Annotated in this window: 17 protein-coding genes and 1 other RNA gene; 14 read left to right on the top strand and 4 right to left on the bottom strand. The window is 48.1% G+C overall.

The annotated features are described in order from the left end of the window. Positions 1 to 109 precede the first annotated feature (109 nt). The 10 genes from glmU (at position 110) to DESAL_RS17575 (ending at position 9,858) form a co-directional block, all read left to right on the top strand. The gene (gene glmU, locus DESAL_RS17610; protein WP_015853316.1) at positions 110 to 1,492 is read left to right on the top strand and encodes a bifunctional UDP-N-acetylglucosamine diphosphorylase/glucosamine-1-phosphate N-acetyltransferase GlmU; all 1,383 of its coding nucleotides are present in this window, start codon (positions 110 to 112) and stop codon (positions 1,490 to 1,492) included. Between the two features lie 31 nt (positions 1,493 to 1,523). Continuing rightward, on the top strand, positions 1,524 to 1,700 hold the full coding sequence (locus DESAL_RS20385) for a hypothetical protein (protein ID WP_015853315.1): 177 nt from the start codon (positions 1,524 to 1,526) through the stop codon (positions 1,698 to 1,700). Positions 1,701 to 1,779: 79 nt separating this feature from the next. Next, complete coding sequence (locus tag DESAL_RS17605) at positions 1,780 to 2,028, top strand: cell division protein ZapA (protein ID WP_015853314.1); 249 nt, start codon at positions 1,780 to 1,782, stop codon at positions 2,026 to 2,028. 38 nt (positions 2,029 to 2,066) lie between these two features. Further along, positions 2,067 to 2,249: non-coding RNA, 6S RNA (gene ssrS, locus DESAL_RS20095), on the top strand. A gap of 195 nt (positions 2,250 to 2,444) precedes the next feature. After that, on the top strand, positions 2,445 to 4,001 hold the full coding sequence (gene rny / locus DESAL_RS17600; protein ID WP_015853313.1) for a ribonuclease Y: 1,557 nt from the start codon (positions 2,445 to 2,447) through the stop codon (positions 3,999 to 4,001). Positions 4,002 to 4,192: 191 nt separating this feature from the next. Further along, on the top strand, positions 4,193 to 4,981 hold the full coding sequence (locus DESAL_RS17595) for a TIGR00282 family metallophosphoesterase (protein WP_015853312.1): 789 nt from the start codon (positions 4,193 to 4,195) through the stop codon (positions 4,979 to 4,981). Positions 4,982 to 5,157: 176 nt separating this feature from the next. After that, on the top strand, positions 5,158 to 6,426 hold the full coding sequence (gene tyrS / locus DESAL_RS17590; protein ID WP_015853311.1) for a tyrosine--tRNA ligase: 1,269 nt from the start codon (positions 5,158 to 5,160) through the stop codon (positions 6,424 to 6,426). A gap of 126 nt (positions 6,427 to 6,552) precedes the next feature. After that, a complete protein-coding gene (locus DESAL_RS17585; protein WP_015853310.1) occupies positions 6,553 to 6,996 on the top strand; it encodes a DMT family transporter in 444 nt (147 codons plus the stop codon). A 23-nt stretch (positions 6,997 to 7,019) separates the two neighbouring features. Beyond that, complete coding sequence (locus DESAL_RS17580; RefSeq protein WP_015853309.1) at positions 7,020 to 7,904, top strand: 4-hydroxybenzoate octaprenyltransferase; 885 nt, start codon at positions 7,020 to 7,022, stop codon at positions 7,902 to 7,904. Positions 7,905 to 8,274: 370 nt separating this feature from the next. Continuing rightward, positions 8,275 to 9,858 carry a methyl-accepting chemotaxis protein gene (locus DESAL_RS17575; protein ID WP_015853308.1) on the top strand — a complete coding sequence of 528 codons (1,584 nt, stop codon included), beginning with the start codon at positions 8,275 to 8,277 and terminating at the stop codon, positions 9,856 to 9,858. A gap of 98 nt (positions 9,859 to 9,956) precedes the next feature. On the opposite strand, the gene DESAL_RS17570 is transcribed toward DESAL_RS17575, so the two are convergent. The 3 genes from DESAL_RS17570 to DESAL_RS17560 form a co-directional block, all read right to left on the bottom strand. Continuing rightward, positions 9,957 to 11,276: a histone deacetylase family protein gene (locus DESAL_RS17570; RefSeq protein ID WP_015853307.1), complete on the bottom strand. Its 1,320-nt coding sequence runs from the start codon at positions 11,274 to 11,276 to the stop codon at positions 9,957 to 9,959. Positions 11,277 to 11,288: 12 nt separating this feature from the next. Further along, positions 11,289 to 12,953, bottom strand: coding sequence for a hydantoinase/oxoprolinase family protein (locus DESAL_RS17565; RefSeq protein ID WP_015853306.1), 1,665 nt, complete (start codon positions 12,951 to 12,953; stop codon positions 11,289 to 11,291). 178 nt (positions 12,954 to 13,131) lie between these two features. Beyond that, positions 13,132 to 14,667 (bottom strand): sigma-54-dependent Fis family transcriptional regulator, encoded by a 1,536-nt coding sequence (locus DESAL_RS17560; protein ID WP_015853305.1) that lies wholly within the window; start codon positions 14,665 to 14,667, stop codon positions 13,132 to 13,134. 321 nt (positions 14,668 to 14,988) lie between these two features. Between DESAL_RS17560 and DESAL_RS17555 the strand changes: the two genes are divergently transcribed. Beyond that, a complete protein-coding gene (locus DESAL_RS17555) occupies positions 14,989 to 15,222 on the top strand; it encodes a hypothetical protein (RefSeq protein ID WP_015853304.1) in 234 nt (77 codons plus the stop codon). An 81-nt stretch (positions 15,223 to 15,303) separates the two neighbouring features. Here the strand turns inward: DESAL_RS17555 and DESAL_RS17550 are convergent, their stop codons facing one another. Beyond that, on the bottom strand, positions 15,304 to 16,200 hold the full coding sequence (locus tag DESAL_RS17550) for a metal ABC transporter solute-binding protein, Zn/Mn family (RefSeq protein WP_015853303.1): 897 nt from the start codon (positions 16,198 to 16,200) through the stop codon (positions 15,304 to 15,306). A gap of 452 nt (positions 16,201 to 16,652) precedes the next feature. Here DESAL_RS17550 and DESAL_RS17545 point away from each other — a divergent pair, with 452 nt between their 5' ends. From DESAL_RS17545 to DESAL_RS17535, 3 genes are read left to right on the top strand one after another with little or no spacing between them, the layout of a single operon-like run. After that, positions 16,653 to 17,855: an ammonium transporter gene (locus tag DESAL_RS17545; RefSeq protein WP_015853302.1), complete on the top strand. Its 1,203-nt coding sequence runs from the start codon at positions 16,653 to 16,655 to the stop codon at positions 17,853 to 17,855. 24 nt (positions 17,856 to 17,879) lie between these two features. Further along, positions 17,880 to 18,218 (top strand): P-II family nitrogen regulator, encoded by a 339-nt coding sequence (locus DESAL_RS17540; protein WP_015853301.1) that lies wholly within the window; start codon positions 17,880 to 17,882, stop codon positions 18,216 to 18,218. After that, positions 18,219 to 20,756, top strand: coding sequence for a [protein-PII] uridylyltransferase family protein (locus DESAL_RS17535; protein WP_015853300.1), 2,538 nt, complete (start codon positions 18,219 to 18,221; stop codon positions 20,754 to 20,756). It begins immediately after the preceding gene. Positions 20,757 to 20,776: the final 20 nt, after the last annotated feature.

Raw genomic sequence — 20,776 nt, 5'->3', positions numbered from 1 at the left:
CCCTGAAATTCCGGTAAAATTAAATTCAATAAATTTTTATTACGCATTTACTCAAGGCGGGCAAACTGATAACAAGTTGCGAGCAAATAATATTGGAGAGTAATTTATTATGGATAAATCATTTGCCTGCGCCCTTGTTCTCGCTGGAGGAAAGGGTACCCGCATGCATTCGGACAGCCCTAAGGTTCTTAAAACCTTACTTGGCGAGTCCATGCTCTACTATGTATATAAGGCCTTGAAACCCGCCCTTGGGGAAAATGTTTTTACAATCGTCGGTTTTGAATCCGGACAGGTTGAAAAAGCATTTCCGGATATGAAAGACCGTTTTGTTCTTCAGGAAGAACAACTTGGAACCGGGCATGCTTTGCAAATGGGCTGGGATCGGATTAAGGAATCCGGTGCTGAATACTGTCTGGTAATCAATGGCGATACCCCGCTGATTCAGGATCAGGTTGTGACCGATTTTCTTGATGCAGTGAAAATGGACGGTGCCGATCTTTCGTTTATGAGTATCACACCGGACGAACCTGCGGCTTTTGGACGGGTCATCCGCGATAAAGACGGTCAGGTTACAGCCATTGTGGAAGCCAAGGATTATGATGAAGCTGTACACGGTCCTGTAAGTGGCGAAGTCAATGCCGGCATCTATTGTCTTAAAATCTCCGCTGTGGACAGCCTGCTTAGTAAGCTGACCAACAATAATAAGAGTGGGGAGTATTATATTACTGATCTTGTTGACCTTGCTGTGGAATGTGGCATGAACGTCACCGCAGTGAATGCCGGAAACTCCATTGATCTCATGGGGATCAATAGCCCGCTTGAGCTTGCTAAAGCTGAATCCGCATTGCGTTTGCGGACAGCTGAGAAGTTGCTTGAAAGCGGTGTTACCCTGCACAATTGGGAGTCAGTTGTAGTTGGTCCCGGTGTTGAAATTGAGCCGGGGGCTGAAATTACAGGTCCTTGCGAAATTTATGGTTCGTCAAAGATCGGTCGTGGTGCAGTGCTCCAGTCCCATGTGCGCATAGTGGACAGTGTTGTAGATTCAGGAGCAATAATTAAAGCATACAGCCATCTTGAGGAAGCTAAAGTTGGGCGCGATTGTATGGTCGGTCCCTACGGGCGTCTGCGTCCGGGCGCAGTCCTTGAGGAAGAGTCCAAGGTGGGCAACTTTGTTGAAGTTAAGAAGGCAGTTCTCGGTAAGGGAGCCAAAGCCAGCCACCTGACTTACCTCGGCGACAGTGAAATCGGCGCAGGAACCAACATCGGTGCGGGTACTATCACCTGCAACTATGATGGGGTGAACAAGCATAAAACCGTTATCGGAGAAGGTGCGTTCATCGGCAGCAATACTGCACTGGTGGCCCCGGTAACTATCGGCAAAGGTGCTCTGATCGGAGCCGGTTCCACGATAACTAAGAATGTAAAAGATGGTGACCTTGGTGTTGCAAGAGGCAAGCAGGTCAACATTTCCCGGGCTTCTAAGAAGTCTTGATTTTGTAAAGATAAGGTATTAGGGTAGGACTATGGAAATAATCGCTCATTTGGAAGAACGTTTCGATAAGATGCTGCAAAAAATTAAGCAACTTGAAGAAGAAAATGCTTTTCTTCTCGAGGAACTTGAGCAGGAGAAACAGCGTAAGGACGATGTCCGCAATCGCATTGAAGTTCTCCTGAACAAAGTTGAAGGTACCATCGAATAAGGGTTTTCAGATTCGTAGCTCTTCAAAAGAAGGGAGCGAATTTATATAAATTCTACAGGAATACTGCCGCCGGATTAATATGCCCCGTTATACTATTCCCGTTCTCGGACTTGAAATTTCTTTCAAGACCGATGCGGACAAAGAAAGAATTGAAGCCGCAAAAGATGTGCTCGAAGAGAGATTTAGCGAGCTTACCCGGGGCGGAAAGGATGTCAGCAGGGAGAAATTGCTCACCTGTCTGGCTCTTAGTTTGGCCGATGATTACCTTGAACACAGCCGCAAACTCGAAACAATGGAAGAGAAAATTAACGCGCTGTTAGAGAAGTGATAAGCTGTGCATGGCACTGCTTTTTAAGATATAAAGAAATTTCCCTGGGGAGTGCGTGATTGCCCTATGGCTTTTGAACCAATATAAAAAGTAAGGGAGCAAGCATCACCGGAGTGGTGTGCAGGCCCGGTTTTACCGGGAAGCCTAAAATTCCGGGGGCAGCGCCCACCTGTTAGACTAGGTTCTAACGTATACGGCAACACGGCATCTCCGGGGTCCCAATATGGGGATTCTCGGTATTGGTATGAATAAACAGGTTTAATTTATTAAATTTTCTGCCGGACCACTTAAAAAACACCTCATTCAGCCTTTAGTTCTCTTCTTTCCATTGCAGATTGTTATAATCTTCCGATTGTATTAATCGGTAATGACGAATCAGGTCCCTTGAGGCCTGTCAACATACAAAGGAGAAAGGCATGTTTGGGGATTTTTTTCTGATTTTATTTGGAATCGCCCTAGGTGCCGCAGGCGGTTACGCTCTGCATCGGTACGTGAATTCCAAACGTCTGGCTGATTCGCAAGGATTGGCAGACCGTATTGTCCAGGAAGCCCGTAAAGAAGCTGAAGCCATGAAAAAGGAAATTAAGCTTCAGGGTCAGGACGAAGTTTATGCTCTGAAAAAAGAGCAGGAAAATGAGTATAAAGAAATGGAGCGCGGCCTGAAAAGGCAGGAGGAGCGCCTCCAGGAAAAAGAAGAGCGTCTTGAGAACAAGCTTGAAAAAGTAGCCAGCAAAGAGTCCGAAGTTGTGACTCTTGAAAAGCGTATGATCAAGCAGGAAAAGAAGCTCGAAGGTCTTCGCGAAGATCTCGAAAAAAGAAAGGATGAGCATGAGCGCAAATTGCAGGAAGTCTCTGGGCTGACTGTTGAGGAAGCGCGTGAAAAGCTCATGACCGAAATTGAAAGCAGGACCCGCCACGAGGCTGCCAAAATGGTTCGTTCCATTGAAATGGAAGCCAAGGAAGAGGGAACCCGCAAGGCCCGCAAGATTCTCGCCCTCGCTATTCAGCGTTATTCCGGCGATTACGTCAACGAACAGACCGTTACCGCTGTTACCCTTCCTTCTGAAGACATGAAGGGCCGCATCATCGGACGTGAAGGCCGCAACATCCGCGCTCTTGAAGCTGCTACAGGTGTTGATCTGATCATCGATGATACTCCGGAAACAGTTGTTCTCTCCGCTTACAGCCCGCTGCGCCGCGAAGTGGCTAAGCAGGCTCTTGAGCGTCTGATCCACGATGGACGTATCCACCCCGCTCGCATTGAAGACATCGTCAACAAGGTTGAGCAGGAAATGGATGTCAAACTGCGTGAAATTGGTGAACAGGCAACTTTCGATGTAGGCGTACACGGTATTCATCCCGAAATCGTCAAGCTCATCGGTCAGCTGCAGTACCGCACCAGTTTCTCTCAGAACGTTCTTCAGCACTCTCTTGAAGTGGCATTCCTCTGTGGAATCATGGCCGCAGAACTGGGCATGGATGAGAAAATCGCCAAGCGCGCAGGTCTGCTGCACGATATCGGTAAGGCTGTTGACCACGAAATCGAAGGTCCTCACGCTGTCATCGGTGCCGACCTTGCCAAGAAACATGGTGAATCCAAAGAGATCATCCACGCAATTCAGGCTCACCACGAAGATATTCCGCCCAAATCCGTACTCGCAACCCTTGTACAGGCTGCGGACTCCCTGTCCGGTGCTCGTCCCGGTGCGCGTAAGGAACTTCTGGAAAACTACGTTAAGCGTCTTGAAGAGCTTGAAAACGTGGCAACCGGTTTCGACGGTGTATCCAAAGCCTACGCCATTCAGGCAGGCCGTGAGATCAGAGTTATGGTTGATGCTGAAAAAGTATCTGACGACAACACCCATATGCTCTGTAAGGACATCGCTACCAAGATTGAAAACAACATGACCTATCCAGGCCAGATTCGTGTGACCGTTATCCGCGAACGGCGCTCGGTGGGCTATGCTAAGTAAATAACTTCCTGAAAGGCCCGGTTCACCGGGCCTTTTTGATATGATGCGCTATCGCGCTTTCAGTGAAATGATTTCGCCCCCGGCGGCCAAAGGAACAAGTCCCTTTGGAATCCCGATTAGTTTAATTTCAGTCTTTAATTCGACAATTTTCCTTAATTTAGTTGAGTCTTGTTCAGACCAAGAAAAATTCCATGCGCATACTATTTTTCGGTGACATATTCGGCAGACCCGGTCGTAAGGGGATAGCTGCAAAGGTTAAGGCTCTTCGTGAGGAGCTTGACCTTGATTTGATTATTGCTAACGGAGAGAATGCTTCGCAGGGAATCGGGCTCTCAATTAAAAATGCCCAGCAGTTACTCGATTACGGGATTGATCTTTTGACTTCCGGTAACCACATATGGAAGTTCAGTAATATTTATTCTTTTTTGAAGACCAGTGACCGGATAGTGCGTCCGGCAAATCTGCCGGAAGGAACTCGTGGAAGGGGCTGGACTTCTTTTGAAGTCCGTGGTGAAGTGCCCGTTGCGGTTATTAATCTGCAGGGACGGGTCTTTATGGATCCGGTGGAATGCCCATTTAAGTGCGCAGACAAAATTTTACAGGAAATCGACCCGGAGATTAAGGTCATACTGGTTGATTTTCATGCTGAGGCCACTTCGGAGAAGCAGAGCCTCGGGCGTTATCTTGACGGGCGCGTCAGTGCCATGCTGGGAACCCATACACATGTGCAGACAAATGATGCCCGTATTTTTGAAAACGGCACCGGCTATATTACCGATGCAGGTATGTGCGGTCCGGTTGAATCCTGTTTGGGCTTAAGCCCTAATCCAGTCATCAAACGGTTTGTGACCGGTCTTCCCCAGAAATGGAAGGTTGCTGGCGGCCCTATAGAATTACAGGGTGTGCTGCTTGAAATAGATGAAGAAACAGGACGGACTGTCTCAATTGAGACATATAACTCAGGCCGGATGACCGTATAAGAAAAGTTCCATTAAAAATATTGCCTATCGACGATTTTACCCAGCTAAGCTTAATAAAAGGTTTTGGGATTCTTAAATCCTTTTGCAAAAGGGTTGATCCCGCTGGGAGGCTCGCCGAAGGCATAAAAAAAGCCTAATGCAGGCAAATTAATACATTCTTAAAGAGGTTTAACCAAATGAACATTTACGATGAACTAAAGTGGCGAGGGCTGATCAATCAGGTGTCTGACGAAGAGAAGGTACGCGAGTATCTGGATACTCCGGGTCAGTACATGTATTGCGGCTTCGACCCCACTGCCGACAGCCTGCATATCGGTAACCTTGTTCCTCTTCTCAGTCTTGTACGCATGAAGCGTGCGGGACACAATCCGCTATTTTTGCTCGGCGGTGCTACCGGACGTATCGGTGACCCCAGCGGTAAGGACAAGGAAAGGGAATTTACTTCTATCGAAAAGGTAGAATCTCAGGCTGCAAACATCAGAACCCAGATTGAGGCTTTTGTTGAACGCAACACTGGCGAAAAAGCAGAAGTAGTCAATAACTACGACTGGATGAAAGAGATTTCCTTTCTTGATATGCTGCGCGATGTAGGCAAGCACTTCTCCGTTAACTGGATGATGGCTAAAGAATCCGTTAAGGGTCGTTTTGGTCGTGATGATGTAGGTATCTCCTACACTGAATTCAGCTACATGCTGCTGCAGAGTTACGACTTTTACCATCTCTTCAATGAAAAGGGCTGCCAGCTTCAGATTGGTGGCGGTGACCAGTGGGGTAACATCACCGCAGGTTGCGAACTGATCCGCCGCAAGGCTCAGGGTGAAGGTTTCGCTGTAACCTTTCCGCTGATTACCACTGCATCCGGTCAGAAATTCGGTAAGAGTGAAGGCAATGCTGTTTTCCTGAATGCTGAATTGACTTCCCCGTACACATTCTATCAGTTCTGGATCAACACTGATGACCGTGATGTAATCAAGTTCCTCAAGTACTTCACTTTCCTCACTGAGGAAGAGATTGCTGAGATTGCTAAAGAGCACGAGGAAGCTCCGCATCTGCGTGCAGCTCATAAGCGTCTTGCTGAAGAGACCACCATTATGATTCACGGCAAGGAAGAGCTGGAGAAGGTTCAGGCTGCAACAGCTGCTCTGTTCGGCAAGGGCGACATCATGTCTGTTGATGCCGCAACCCTGCGCGGTGCTATGGAAGCTGCTCCCGGTGTAGAATACGCTAAAGCGGATCTGCCCGATCTGCCCCAGATCCTGCTCGACCTCGGCATGGTTAAATCCAAAGGTCAGGCCCGCAAGGATATTCAGGGTGGTGGACTTTACATCAACAACGAACGTGTTGCTGATTTTGATTATGTTCCCGGCGATGATGACTTTATCGGCGGCGAATGCATGCTCATCCGCAAAGGTAAAAAGAACTACGGTTTAGTTACCCTTAAATAATAAAATCCAAAACGGATTAATTGGGCCCGCTGGAAGAGTCTTTCAGCGGGCTTTATTGTGTATACTGCTTTGCAATCGTGATTAAGCAATGTATTGTGGGCATGCAATTCGAATAGAGGGTAGTTTATGCGGCTGTTTTTTATTGCAATGTCATTCATATTCGGTGCTCTTGCGCCGACTCAGGCCGGGGTTAACTTAAAACTGCGCGGTTTTGTGGGTGATCCTGTTCTGGCTGCCATTGTGTCTTTTGCTGTGGGGACAATGAGTCTGCTGGTTTATGCCTACTTTACCAAGGTTCCGCTTCCTGAAGGTTCTGCTGTTCTCAAAGGACCGTGGTGGATGTGGACCGGCGGATTTATGGGCGCTTTCTTTGTGGCGGCGGCAGTCGTGGTGGCTCCGGTGCTGGGTGCCGGAATAATGATGTGTTGGATGGTTGCCGGACAAATGGCAGCTTCCCTTGTGCTGGACCACTATGGAATCATAGGGTATGCCGTGCGGGAAGCAACGCCGGGCCGTATTCTCGGAGCTTTGTTGGTCATTGTCGGCGCTGTGCTGATTGAGAAATTTTAGGTTAAATATCAAGGAGTGGGGTTTTGAAGGATATTCTTTGTAAATACTTGAAGAAGTTGTGGGAAAATACCGTACTGGGCTGCCGGATGGTTAAGATTGAACACTCCATTTTTGCCCTTCCGTTCGCTTATATGGGTATTTTTCTGGCCAGCGGAACCTGGCCTGAATTCAAGCCTTTTGCACTGCTGACCGTGGCTATGGTAGCTGTTCGCTCCTTCGCCATGGCTGTGAACAGACTCTTTGATATCAATATCGACAGTGAAAATCCGCGAACCCGGACACGTCCGCTGGTAACCGGGGAATTGACTCCGTTCTTTACTTTCTGCTTCATCGCGGTTTGCGCCGTAGTTTTTGTTTTCGCCTGTAAGGGCATGAATGAACTTTGCTACAAGCTTTCATACTTTGCACTGGGGTGGTCGGCTTTTTATTCCCTGACCAAACGTTTTACCATGCTTTGCCATTTCGTGCTCGGCTCCGTGCTTGGTCTGGCTCCTGTTGCAGGCTGGCTCTGTGTTGATCCTACTTTTTCCCTGCCTGCGATCCTGTTTTTCTTCGGGGTTACTTTCTGGGTGGCCGGATTCGATATTCTCTATGCTACTCAGGACCGTAAATTTGACCGTAACCGCGGACTCAATTCAGTTCCGGCTAATCTCGGTATCCAGAGGGCTTTGACCATATCCACATTCAGTCATATCAATACGGTTATCTTTTTCGCGCTGGCCGGGTTAGCCGCAGGACTGGGCTGGATCTATTTCTCAACTCTCGCGGTAGTGGGCGGAATTCTCATTTTTGAACATCAGGTGATTTCCGCTGAAGATATGAGCCGGGTGAATATGGCTTTCTTCACTTTGAACGGTGTAATTTCGGTACTCCTGTTCCTGGGAACTTTTGCCGACATAATGTTATAGCCCAGTGCTGCATCGTTAGCCTTTAAATATCTGTGAAATCTACACAGATAAAAATATCTTTTGTTACGAATAGCTTACGGAGTCAGGGTAATCCCCTGACTCCGTTTGTATTTTTTAAATATACCGAAACGAGTAGACAAGCTCTTATATAGTGTTTAGAAGCGATTTTGCGAGGTTTATTGAAGGTTCGGCTTTGGAAGGCTAAAAATACTCTTAATTCTACCGATATATTATTGTATCATATGCAAATATGATCCTCGTTTGTGGAGACGAGGGGGCCTGCAAGGATAGCAATATCCGATTGGGGATTGGTAGAAAGGATGATCGAATAATTTTGTGGGTTATTCGTATTTAGCTGGGAGAAGTTGATATGGACAATGGAAATGGAAAATTCATGCGCACTGTCGCGTGGATTTATTTTGGGGTGTTAATTGTCGCCGCGGCCTTTTGCGGCGTAATCTTATCTAGTTTCAGCAATGAACCTTGGGCTATGACCGGGTTGGCTTCCGGTTTGATAGCACTGCTGGTTTTGCTGGGAATCTGCATTTTTGCCGTTCTCAAAAATCAGGTCGTCCGACCTGTTGAATGTCTTACAAATTTTGCAAAGCTTGTGATCAAGGGTGAGTACTCCGAAGCTGATAAATGCACCAGCCCGGGGATTGACGGCTTGCGTGCTGCTGTGAGCGAGTTGAGTGATTCTTACAAGGAAAGGCTTGGCTTCAGCACAAGTATCCTTGAAGGTCTGCCGCTCGGTTGCTGTATTGTAGACACTAAAGAACACATTACTTTTCTTAACAAAGAAATTCTGGAAATGATCGGTTCAAACGAAAGACCCGAATCATATCATGGACGCATGATTTCCCAGATTTTTTATCATGATGATCGCAAATCCCTGATCGGTCACTGTATGGATGACGATACCCGGGCCATGAACCGTGAAGTCATTTTCAAGCATGTGGACGGCAGTGATATCAATATTCTGGCCAACCTTTTTCCCCTGCATGATGTGGTTGGTAATGTTATCGGCGGATGCTGCCTGTATATCAACACCACCGAATTGAAGCAGCGTGAGGCACACATTCTTGATCAGAATGAACTTATTGCCAGAGCTGCTGATCAGGCTGATTCCGTTGTTTACGAGTTGAGCAGCGCGGCAGAGCAGTTGCGTGGTCTCGTCGGTGAGGCTCGCAAGGGAGCGATGGTGCAGAGTGAGGAAGCAGGGCAGGCTGCAACTGCCATGGAAGAAATGAATGCTACCGTGCTCGAAGTTGCCCGACATGCGCAGGAAGCTGCAAGCGATGCAGATAAAGCTAAGTCTGAAGCTGAGAAAGGTGAAGATACTGTTGCCGGAGTTGTCAGTGCTATTGATGAAGTGTCCGGTCAGGCCAGCTCTCTGAGAGCTTCCATGGAAGATCTGGACGTGAAGGCTGAAGCTATCGGTAATGTCCTTAGCGTGATTGAAGATATCGCGGACCAGACCAATCTGCTGGCTCTGAATGCTGCGATTGAGGCTGCTCGTGCAGGTGAAGCTGGACGCGGATTTGCTGTTGTAGCTGACGAAGTCCGCAAGCTTGCGGAGAAAACCGTTCAGGCAACAACTGAGGTTCATCAGGCTGTTTCAAATATTCAGCAGGGCGCTAAGACTAACGTTAAGGCTACAGAGGCTGCAGTTGAGTCTGTTGCCCGCAGTACTTCGCTTGCCGGGGAATCCGGTGAGGCTTTGGCGCGCATCGTATCCATGTCCGAGGAAACTTCGGACCGGATCAGATCTATCGCAACTGCTGCAGAGCAACAGGCCGCAGCCAGTGAGCAGATTAACCGTTCCACTGAAACGGTTAACCGCATTTCAAATGAAACTGAACAGGCCATGGTCGAATCTTCAGCGGCCATTGAAAAATTGGCCAAGCTGGCGGATGATCTTTCCGGTATTATTCACGGAATGCAGAAGAAATAATTAAAAAAACGGGGCAGGTTCTACAGAACCTGCCCCGTTTCTATTTTGGGCGTTGAACGCACCTATCCCCTCAACCTGAGGAGTTTTCGTTTTTTTTGTCAAAATCCGTAGCGCAGGTAATCCTTGTCCTTGCGGTTGATCAGCTGAATGTAGCGGTAGCGGCTTTTGACCTGTGCTTCTTCCAAAAGCGAATATCCCTGATTGCGGCATTTGTCGCAGGCCGCAGCGGGTATTTCCAGTCCAAATCCCATTGGGCCGCCTTCTCGCTGGGTTTCTACCTTAAGCAGTCCCCGGCAGTTATCGCAAAGCAGCAGGGATTCAGTCTGGGATTCGGTGAATCCTTCGGTATCGTAGAAAATATTGCGATGACGTACGGACCAGCCTCCACTAATCACTCCTTCCACGCTTTCTGCGGGCGGATTAAAATAAATGTCTTTAACCCCTTCGCAAATGGTTGCGATGTAATCCATGATCTCATCGGATTCCCTGAGTGTTTCAGGGTTGAAGCCCGGTTCGCGTACATGGGAATAATCCACTCCGGCCATAGCCAGACTGATGCCCAGGTTTACGTAAGGCAGGGCTCCCTGAATAGCGTAGCCCCCTTCCAGTACGGCAATATCGGGCTTGAGCATGGAGTTCAGGGCAGCATAACCTTGTGCCGAGAAATTCATGTTGGTGATCGGGTCGGTGAAGTGATTATCCTGTCCGGCGGAGTTGATGATCAGATCCGGCTTGAAGTCATCAAGAATAGGCATAACCGCATTCTCCATGACCATCATGAAACCGGCATCGGATGTGCCGGGGGGCAGGGGAATATTCACTGTGCGCCCGAGAGCTTTAGGTCCGCCTGATTCTTTTGGAAATCCCGTCCCCGGATAGAGGGTTCGTCCATCCTGATGCAGGGATATGAACAGGGTGTCGGGATCGTGCCAGTAAACATCCTGTGTACCGTCCCCGTGATGGCAGTCGGTATCCACAATGGCGATGCGTTTGGGGCCGTAATTCTCGCGGATGTATTCACACATGATTGCTTCGATGTTGATGGCGCAGAACCCGCGTGATCCTTGCACTGTCTTCATTGCGTGGTGACCCGGCGGACGCACGAGTGCAAAGGCCCTGTCCCGCTCTCCTTCCATAACAAGCTGTGCTGCTTTGATGGCCCCGCCTGCGGAAATACAGTGCGAGCGTGTTGCTACTGCCTCGGCTTCGGGAAAGCAGAAATGGACCCGTTCAATATCTACGCTGGAAGCCACTTCGGGCTTGTATTCACGGATGCCTTCGATGTCGAAGAGTCCTTCTTCGCGCAGCTGGTCCTGAGTATAGAGCAGTCTTTCCTCCCGTTCCGGGTGGGTGGGGGAAATTGCCCAGTCAAAGGCGGGGAAAAATATGATTCCCAGACTGTTTTCAGCCTTGAGCATTCTTAACTCCGTTTATGAATATGTCCGGTCCACGCCGGGTTTAATCTGACATTTTACCCTGATATTGCGCCCGACAGTAGTGGCTCCGTTTACCATATTAAATGATGAGGAACTGGTTATCTGGGCATTGGAACCGTCTGAGGCAACATGCATTTCTCCGAGATGGGCCAGCAGGTGGTTCATGGCATCTCTTTCCGCGTCTTCGATTTTGTAGTTGCGGGGGATGTTTTCGCGGTGTCCCAAAGACGGGATGAACATGAGTCCGCGTTCGGTGTCGGCGAATAGTTCCAGTTCGGTGGTAGTGCGGGTCAGGGCCGCACCGATGGCATTGGCTACATCGTAATTTTGCGGAACTTCGGTTGAAAGGCGGAACTTGCGGAAGATATCCATTTTCATAGCTTGAGCAGGGCCGCCCATGATGTAAATCTTGCGGGGGATGATCTTTATGTTCTCCAAAAGTTCATGGATGGTATAAACCGGCTGCTGGTTGATCTCTTCCACAAGGCTGCGGGTAGAGCTATGTATCTTATCCACTGCGCATCCGATAGCTTTCTCAGCTAATTCGTCAGCTTCAAAACCGTGTTTGGCGGCAAAAGCACTGAAGCCGGATTTCGACCGCTCAGTGTTGCCGCAATCGCAGGAATCCTTCCAGATAAGTGCGTCGGTCAGGGTCGGGATTTTACCCCCGAAAGCAATAGATGGTCCGAGGCGGTTGGGGCCGACCCGGATATCGCCTTCAAATATGGATATGGCTGAATCTCCACCGATTCCGATGGAGTGGACTTTTAATGCCCGCACAAGGGTGGGGTGGGAGCCGATGTGGATGCCTTCCTGCTCAATAAGCGGACTGCCTCCAGCGAATATTGCTATGTCGGTGGTGGTTCCGCCGATATCGTAGATGATAGAGTCATGGGTGATGTTGCACAGAGCGATTATGCCCATGACACTTGCTGCGGGACCGGAAAATATGGATTGCACCGGAACCTTGCGGGAAAGATCAAGCGGCATAGTGCCACCGTCTGCTTTTAGGATATTAACCTTGATCTGACCGAGTCCCATTTCATCAAGGGTGTCGGCAATGGCATCGGCAAATTTGTTAAAGACCCTCCAGACCGCACAGTTGTAGAAGGCAGTGGAAATACGGCGCGGGAAGTTCAGTCGTCCGGTGAGCTGGTGACCTAAAGTAATGAAGTCCGCATTGTCGCCGATGGCCAGCTCAATGGATTTTTCATGGGCCGGATTGCGGGGGGAAAATTTGGTGACTGCTGCGTATACTTTGATCCCGGATTTACGGCAGGACGCAATGGCTTCTTCAAGGGATAGGTTATCAAGCCGTTTGGTTTCAGATCCGCGGTGATCCAGCGACCCCGGGATAACGTGAAAATCCTTGCAGGTCATGAAGGAATGGGGGTCGAGTCCCGGTCCTGCGGAAACAATTACGCCCACGTCTTCGTAGTTTCCTTCTACAATAGAGTTGGTGGACAGCGTTGTGGAGAGGTTCAACTGGCGTATGCGGGACGGGTCGGTGTGGCGGAGTATTTCTCCAAGGCTGTTCCTGATGGAGGAGAGCAGGTTGTCATGTTCTGTGGCAACCTTGACCTGCGCTTCCAATCCGTCAGGACCTATGGCAACGGCGTCTGTATGGGTTCCGCCGACATCAATTCCGAGAAGGAGCATCTGATAATTCCTTGAATTCTTCCCCCGGTTCATTCGGGAGGCTGGTGAGCAGTATTACATTATTGAATCGATCCATCCATTTATCTAGCACCCGGCCAATGTTGCCGTCCAGAGCTTTTACCGTCAGCGGCTTGATGTATTCCGTGAGCGGTTTCATGTTTCTAGTTTGTGGATGGTCTTAATTGTTTTTGCTAATTCCAAGTTTTTTCATGCGAGAATCAAAGGTGGAACGGTTAACTTCAGCAGCACGGGCTGCGCGGCTGATATTCCAACGGAATTTTTCAAGCATTTTCATTATGTATGCGTATTCCATCTCTTTCCATGTTAGAGAACTGAGCGCTTCCTGCTGATCGCTTGGCAAAATTGTTTTTTCGCTCTGTTTGCGGGCTCTGTTTTCAACAGGAGGTTTAGTGCCGGGGTGCACGATGTGCAGGGGAAGGTCCTTGATAGAGATAGTGTCTCCGGGAACCATGGCCTGAAATTGTTTGACCATGTTTTCCAGCTCGCGGATGTTACCCGGCCAGTTGTATTTCTCCATTACAGCCATCGCTTCGTTGGACATTTTTTTAGGCAGCATGTGGCTGTGTGCTGCTTCACGGCTAAGAAAATGTCCGGTCAGCAGGTGGATGTCCTCTCTGCGTTCTCTCAGGGCCGGGAGTTTTAGGGGCAGTACGTTGAGTCTGTAATAAAGGTCCTCTCTGAACCTGCCGGAGCGAACTTCTTCTTCAAGGTTACGGTTGGTGGCAGAAATGATGCGGATATCGATTCTTTTGGTCTGGGTTCCCCCAAGGGGCTTGATTTCACTTTCCTGTAGCACACGGAGTAGTTTGGCTTGCAGGTTGATGTCCATATCCCCGATTTCATCAAGAAAGACAGTGCCTCCATCGGCCGCTTCAAACAAACCGGATTTATTGCTGGTGGCACCGGTAAATGCTCCTTTCACATAACCGAACAATTCACTTTCGAGCAGGTTTTCAGGGATGGCACTGCAGTTCTGGGTCAGGAAAGGTTTTTGAGCTCTCGAACTCTGAGCGTGGATTTCTTCTGCAAAGAGCTCCTTACCTGTTCCTGATTCACCATAGAGCAGGACCGGATAGTTGGTGGCACCGTAATTTTGAACCAGTTTGAGAGCCTTGTTTACAGATTGACTTTTGCCCACAATGGTTTTGTTGTTTCGAATGCTGCTCAAGGTTCGGCTGAGCTGGTCGAATTCAATGCGCTGTTTTTGAAATTCAATGGAATTGCGTAAGGAAATAGAACCTATATCAACCATATCTTGCAGCATGGTCAGATAGGCAGGGTCTAGGTTAAGTTGTTCTCCTGATGCGCTGGTGTCTATAACCTGAACCGCTCCGTAAACTTCCTGCCCTTCGAGTTTAAGTGGAAAACATAAGATCAAACGGCTTTTAATTTTGAAGTTTTTTTCCATTGAGCTGTAATGGCGGGAGTCTCCTGCTTCGGCAATGGTCATTTTTCCGTGCCGAATTACCCAGCCTACAATACTGTTTTCCTGTGAAGAGATTCTGACTCCCTTAATGTTCTCACTTTTTTCTCCCAATGCTTCAACGCACTCATACATGCCGTCACGTTCCAGCCAAAGAGAGCCGCGTTCAACGTTTTGCAGCTTAAGCAGCAGAGTCAGAATTTGCTTCTGCAATTTTTCCGGATCTAATTCTTTAGAAAGGGCCTTGTAATCATTTACAGATATTGTCATAATAATAGGTTTTTCTTAGGTTGTACGATTCTGTTATCTAGGTATATTTACGATATATCGTCAAAGTTATGCTTGGTCAACATGGATTACACTTTGAATAATAGATTAAGAGGTCGTTTTGGGGGAGTGATCCCTTTGAAACAGTGCTGTCAGCAGTTCTTGATAAAGTTTGGCACGGATGGTGCTGTAAGGAGATTAGCTTGTTAGTCAAGTATGGACTGGAGAGCCCACTCCACCTCCCCGACCCCTCCGGGCTCTCCGGTCCATAACCTTTTCAAGAACAATTCGACGCAATTCCTCGAAATATACGGAGATGGTCTGATGAGTAGTGTTGAAAGTTTAATGTCCATGCATCGTGAAGATATGACTCTCTTAAGAACAGAAGCCAAGCTGGCTAGAAGAGAGCGCTTGGATAGCAGTCGTGAAATGGATCAGGCATTTAAAGATCTGCGCAGCAAAATTTCCGCTGAAATGCCGGTAACAAGTTCATATTCTTTTAAACTCCGTGCTCCTATTGCCTTTATGGCCACCCTGATGGGAGTTATTAGTTTTTAGTAGTTTTGTGTTCCTGTCGTTTGGCGGGATTATCGCCTACAAAAAAAGCCCGTTCATCATTTGATGAGCGGGCTTTTTTGTTTAGTGCTGTGTTGCAAATGCCTTGGCCGTGCGGCGCAGGTTAGCAGTCCAGTCTTCAGCTAGTGGGTCAGCAATAAGGACTTTTGCGTCAATGGCGTTTGCTATGGTTTGTGCGCTTTTTTGAGAAAATTGGGGTTGAATAAAAATAGCCTTTACTGAGTTGGTTTTGGCAAATTCAATAAGTTGAGCCATTTTTTTGGGGCTGGGCTCTTTGCCTTCCAGTTCAATAGGTATCTGGTTTAAGGCATAGGTGTCGGCAAAGTATCCCCATGAAGGGTGATAGACCATGAAACTGAACTTTTGTCCTTTTTGGGTAAAAGTTTTTAGTAGTTCGGAGTCAATGTCGTTTATTTCAGCTGCAAAGCTAAGGTAGTTGCTGGTGTAAGTTGCTGCGTTTTCGGGGTCGTGCTCTATCAGGGTTTCTAGAATTTTCTGACTGATGACTCGGACTAAGGGCGGGGCAAGCCAGACGTGAGGATCTTTAACTTTTGCTTCACCATGGTCATCATGGTGGGTATGGCCGTGTTCTCCTTCGTCTTCGTGGATATGGGCTTTCATGCTCCTATGGATAACTGCTTCTCCGAGATTTACGATTTCAAGATTGCTGTTGGCGGATTTGAATCGCGGGAGCCATGCCTGTTCAAAAGGGACGCCGATGGCGAAGTATATTTCTGACTTACTCAGGTCTGCCATCTGTTTCGGTTGTGGTTCGTATGTAGCCGGGCTGCTGCCTGCTTTTACCATGATGTTGGTTTTTACATTTTCCCCGCCGATTTTTTCCACAAAATATTTCAGTGGTGCAATTGAGACTGTCGTTTGGAATTGTTCGGCGGCAGCTACGGAATAGTTTAGTAGTAGGCTTATTACGGTCAGTATGATTGTTTTAGATATTTTCATATGGTCCTTCTGTGTTTGAGAGTCAATTTCATTTAGTCGAAAGTGATCTATATCTTATATGATGTCAATTGTGATTGTCATCAGTTTTGCCTCCGTATTCATTTTTCTGCTTTTGCCCATCTGCACCTATCTGAAAATTTAATTGTTAACTGGGACCCTGATTCCGAATCTTAATTGTCTCCCTCATGATTTTTGATTTATTTTATTGTCTAAGATGGGAATAATTACGCTTTGTTTGCTGTCGCAAATTTCCAATTATGTTTTTTATGTGTATAAATTTTGTTTTTATGAGTATGAAGTTTTCAGTTTTGGCACAATGCGTGCTTTGATACTAGTCAAAATGCATTTTTGAAGGCTGATTTGTCTAAAATTGTAAAATGAGAAGCGTTAAAAACGATTTTAGAGACGAAATTGTAAAAAAGAGACCTTGAATCAACGGGGGTTGATCAAAAATGAATTCGGCGGATACTTCATTTATACTTATTTGTGCAGCTCTGGTTATGTTTATGACTCCGGGGTTGGCCCTTTTCTATGGTGGCATGGTGCGTAGCAAAAACGTATTGGCTACGATCATGCAGAGTTTCATCATGCTTGGACTCGTTTCAATTGTCTGGGCGGTCATCGGATATTCCCTCTCTTTCGGGACTGATATCGGCGGCATTATCGGCGGAATGGATTTCTTTGCCCTTAACGGTGTGGGCATGGATACGGTCAACAGCCCCGCCGATAACCTGCCTCATCTTCTTTTCATGATTTTCCAGTGTATGTTTGCGGTTATCACTCCCGCACTTATTACGGGTGCTTTTGCCGAGCGTATGAAGTTCGGGGCATTGCTGATCTTCAGCGCTTTTTGGGTTATTCTTGTCTACGCTCCCATGTGTCACTGGGTCTGGGGCGGCGGTTGGATGGGCGACCACGGCGCGCTCGATTTTGCTGGTGGAGCGGTTGTTCACATGAGTTCCGCTGCAGCAGCTCTTGCCGGATGTCTGATCGTGGGCAAGCGTAAGGGGTACGGTAAAGAGCCTTTCATTCCTCACAACCTGCCCATGACCCTGCTTGGTGCAGGTATGCTCTGGTTCGGCTGGTTCGGTTTTAACGCCGGTTCCGCCCTTGCTGCTGATGGTCTGGCTGCCAATGCTTTCGTAACCACCCATCTTGCTGCGGCTGCCGCAGTACTCGGCTGGTTGCTTGTTGAAGCCATGCATGGCGGTAAACCTACCACTCTCGGTGCTGCTTCCGGTGCTGTTGCCGGGCTGGTAGCCATTACTCCGGCTGCCGGTTTTGTAACTCCTATGGCTTCAATTGTTATCGGTTTCGGTGGCGGCATGGTCTGCTACGGCGGCGTACTTATGAAATCCAAGTTCGGCTACGATGATTCTCTTGATGTTGTCGGTATTCACGGTCTTGGCGGAACTTACGGTGCTATTGTTACCGGACTTTTTGCCAGCATCGGTGCGGAGGGTTTGTTTTACGGCAATGCCTCCCAGCTTTGGATCCAGATTGAATCCTGCATTGCCACTTGGGCCTACTGCTTCACTGTAAGTTGGATTCTTTTCAAGCTGATCGACAAATTCTATGGCCTGCGTCCTTCCGAAGAAGAGGAAGTTGCAGGGATGGATGTCTCGGATCACAGCGAAGCCGGTTACCAGATTTAAAATAGCTAAAACAGGATGATTCCAATGAGAAAGATTGAAATAATTGTACGACCTTTCAAGGTTGATGATGTAAAGGATGCCATTTCCGCTCTCGGTCTTAAGGGTATGACCGTAACTGATGTGAAAGGTTTCGGACGACAGGGTGGACATAAGGAAGTCTATCGCGGTGCCGAGTATCAGGTGGACTTCATTGCCAAGACCAAGGTTGAGATTGTGGTCGATGCTGACCGGGTATCCGAAGTGATTGAAGCTGTCAGTGCAGCAGCCAAGACCGGAAAGGTTGGCGATGGTAAAATATTCGTAATCCCGGTTGAAGAAGTGGTGCGTATCCGTACCGGTGAAACCGGCCCGGATGCCATATAAATGAACACTGAAAATTCCCCCGGATTGTCCCCGGAAACTTCCGTAGACAGGTTGTTGGCGGGACGTGAAATACTCCTCGCGGCATGCTCCAAGAGCATGCCGCGGGATTTTCCGCAGCAACTTTGTGCTCTTGTTGATGACTATTTCAGGGCAAGGGTCATTGAAGCTGTTTCCGAGGGGATCCTTTCTTCCCATGATGATCTGAGTATCGTGGCTGTAGGTGGCTACGGCCGTGGTCAGCTGGCTCCTTTTTCAGATATTGATGTTTTGATTCTCACTGAACTCACCACGCAGGAAGGGCTGGAAGATCTGGCATCCTTTCTGTTTCATCCTCTCTGGGATCTTAAATTCGATGTTGGTCACGGTGTTCGAACTGTGGAGCAAAATATTGAGCTGGCAATGTCAGATTTCAAGGTACTAGCTTCATTGTTGGATTTACGGTTCATTTCCGGTCGCGAAGAGCTCTTCCGACATCTCTCCGATGAATTCAGAACAAAAGTTATCCCCAGCGCGGGAGATAAGTTCTGTCGTATCCTTTGGGAGAATCGTTCCAAGACCGGGAAAGGTATGGATTCCGTAGTTCTTGAACCTGACCTGAAAAACGGCTGGGGGACCTTGCGTGATGTTCAGTTTATACGCTGGTGTGCGGATATCAAAGGCGATTACTTTCCGCTTAACAAAAATGATTTGAATGATCTGGGCAGGGATGAAGCTTTGCTTATGCAGGCCCGCTCTGCGGTTCATTTTTTGCGCAAACGTAAACAGGATAAATTGATTCTTGAGATTTTACCGGATGCAGCCTCTCTATGCGGAGTTAAAGGGTACGACCCGGCAAAGCGCGGCAACGATCTGCTTACTTCAATTCATCAGGCTATGGTCCGGGTGCGTTCCATGGGGGATGCCCTTTACCGTGAATCCTTTGATGCTGATTCGCGCTCCTTTATCGATCACCGGGGTATTGCCGGACTTAAAGCCGGACTGGAAGTCTTTGGGATAAAGTCCAGAACCGGGGCTCCTCTTACACGTGAAGCCCGTCGTGCTGTCTCGGCCATTGATTCCGCAAGCGGTATCAGTTTAACCCGTTCTCTGAAGATGCTCATTGATATTTTCAAAGGTGAGTTCGGTTGGCGGGCCTCTGTTGAAATGCTTGATAGCGGGGTGTTCAAGTCCTTCCTTCCTGAATTTTCCAAGGTTTCCGAGCTGGTTCCTTATGACGGATACCACCAGTACCCTCCGGGCAGGCATTCATTGCTAACTGTCCATAAATGTCGCGATATTTTTCGTAATGAATTTTCAGACGGTGGAAAATGTATTTCCACTACAGATTTCGATGCCTTGCTGCTCGGTGCTTTCTTTCACGACATCGGTAAGGGGAAGCGGAATCACAGCGAACGCGGAGCAGATCTTGCCGATGAGATTCTTTCCCGTACGGACTTCCCTACGCGTTTCAAGGAGGATGTCGTCTTTCTGGTCCGAGAACATCTGCTTCTGATCCGTTCTTCGCGTTCGATCGACCTCAGTTCAGTTGAAGCTTTGCAGAAGATTGCCGAAAAGGTCGGCTCTCTGCGTCGTTTGCGTATGCTCTTTATCCTTTCCATGGCTGATTCTATGGCTACCGGCCCCCGTGTCTGGAATTCATGGAGTGAATCCCTGTTGCGGGAGATATATGCCGGATTGGAGTTGATACTTACTGACGAGGCTTTTGCAGAAGTTGATTCCGGTGAGCAGCTTGGTGAAACCATAAATCGTATCCGTGAGTGTGCAGTGGGGCTTATAGAATCCGAATTAGTTGAATCTATGCTTAGCTGCATGCCTGAACGCTATCTGCTGGTCGAGGACCCGGACGAGATTGTGCAGCACATGCAGCAGGTTCTCGAATTTAAGGGGGCCTATGAGTTGGATATGGTACGCAAGCCTTCTGGTAAGGGTGGGCTTGGCTTGAGTTTGGTTCGAGTTTTTGAAACCGAAGACGAAAACCATATCAAGCTGGTTATCACCGCCAGAGATCAGAATTTTCTGTTTGCTGCACAGAGCGGTGTGCTGGCCCTTCATTCTGTGAATATTCTTTCTGCTGAAGTATTCTCGTGGTCTGACGGTACGGCGCTGAACATTTTTATAGTTGAAGCTCCGGCGGAAAATTGCCCTTCAGATATCTGGGCCAGAGTGGAGAGGTCCATCATGTACGCGCTCACCGGAAGGTTGGCTCTTGATTACCGTCTACACAAGAAACGTAATTCTCTTCTTGCCAAGTCTGTGCCCAGCAGAGTTCCCACCAGAATCAGTGTGGATAATGATTCCAGCGCTGAATGCACTCTAATTGAAGTTATCACTCAAGACCGTTCCGGCATTCTTTACGATATGGTCGCTTCCTTTGCGCGGATGAATATTAATCTGCGAATGGCCCGTATCTCAACCACAGGCGAGTCTGTGTTTGATGTCTTTCATGTGGAAGGTCCCGAGGGTGGCAGGATTGAAGATCATATCCATTTGCGGGAGCTTATCAGCGCTCTTGAATATTCTCTCACAGGAAACAGTTGATACATTGCGGTTGTGCTTAG

This window comes from Maridesulfovibrio salexigens DSM 2638, from assembly GCF_000023445.1.
Taxonomy (GTDB): Bacteria; Desulfobacterota; Desulfovibrionia; order Desulfovibrionales; family Desulfovibrionaceae; genus Maridesulfovibrio; species Maridesulfovibrio salexigens.
The sequence above is the reverse complement of the archived record's forward strand: the minus strand, read 5'-3'. Positions and strand labels throughout refer to the sequence as shown.

Coding starts and splice junctions, on each gene's coding strand:
- glmU (WP_015853316.1), top strand. CDS start 110: ATGGATAAATCATTTGCCTGCGCCCTTGTTCTCGCTGGAGGAAAGGGT.
- DESAL_RS20385 (WP_015853315.1), top strand. CDS start 1,524: ATGGAAATAATCGCTCATTTGGAAGAACGTTTCGATAAGATGCTGCAA.
- DESAL_RS17605 (WP_015853314.1), top strand. CDS start 1,780: ATGCCCCGTTATACTATTCCCGTTCTCGGACTTGAAATTTCTTTCAAG.
- rny (WP_015853313.1), top strand. CDS start 2,445: ATGTTTGGGGATTTTTTTCTGATTTTATTTGGAATCGCCCTAGGTGCC.
- DESAL_RS17595 (WP_015853312.1), top strand. CDS start 4,193: ATGCGCATACTATTTTTCGGTGACATATTCGGCAGACCCGGTCGTAAG.
- tyrS (WP_015853311.1), top strand. CDS start 5,158: ATGAACATTTACGATGAACTAAAGTGGCGAGGGCTGATCAATCAGGTG.
- DESAL_RS17585 (WP_015853310.1), top strand. CDS start 6,553: ATGCGGCTGTTTTTTATTGCAATGTCATTCATATTCGGTGCTCTTGCG.
- DESAL_RS17575 (WP_015853308.1), top strand. CDS start 8,275: ATGGACAATGGAAATGGAAAATTCATGCGCACTGTCGCGTGGATTTAT.
- DESAL_RS17570 (WP_015853307.1), bottom strand. CDS start 11,276: ATGCTCAAGGCTGAAAACAGTCTGGGAATCATATTTTTCCCCGCCTTT.
- DESAL_RS17565 (WP_015853306.1), bottom strand. CDS start 12,953: ATGCTCCTTCTCGGAATTGATGTCGGCGGAACCCATACAGACGCCGTT.
- DESAL_RS17560 (WP_015853305.1), bottom strand. CDS start 14,667: ATGACAATATCTGTAAATGATTACAAGGCCCTTTCTAAAGAATTAGAT.
- DESAL_RS17555 (WP_015853304.1), top strand. CDS start 14,989: ATGAGTAGTGTTGAAAGTTTAATGTCCATGCATCGTGAAGATATGACT.
- DESAL_RS17550 (WP_015853303.1), bottom strand. CDS start 16,200: ATGAAAATATCTAAAACAATCATACTGACCGTAATAAGCCTACTACTA.
- DESAL_RS17545 (WP_015853302.1), top strand. CDS start 16,653: ATGAATTCGGCGGATACTTCATTTATACTTATTTGTGCAGCTCTGGTT.
- DESAL_RS17540 (WP_015853301.1), top strand. CDS start 17,880: ATGAGAAAGATTGAAATAATTGTACGACCTTTCAAGGTTGATGATGTA.
- DESAL_RS17535 (WP_015853300.1), top strand. CDS start 18,219: ATGAACACTGAAAATTCCCCCGGATTGTCCCCGGAAACTTCCGTAGAC.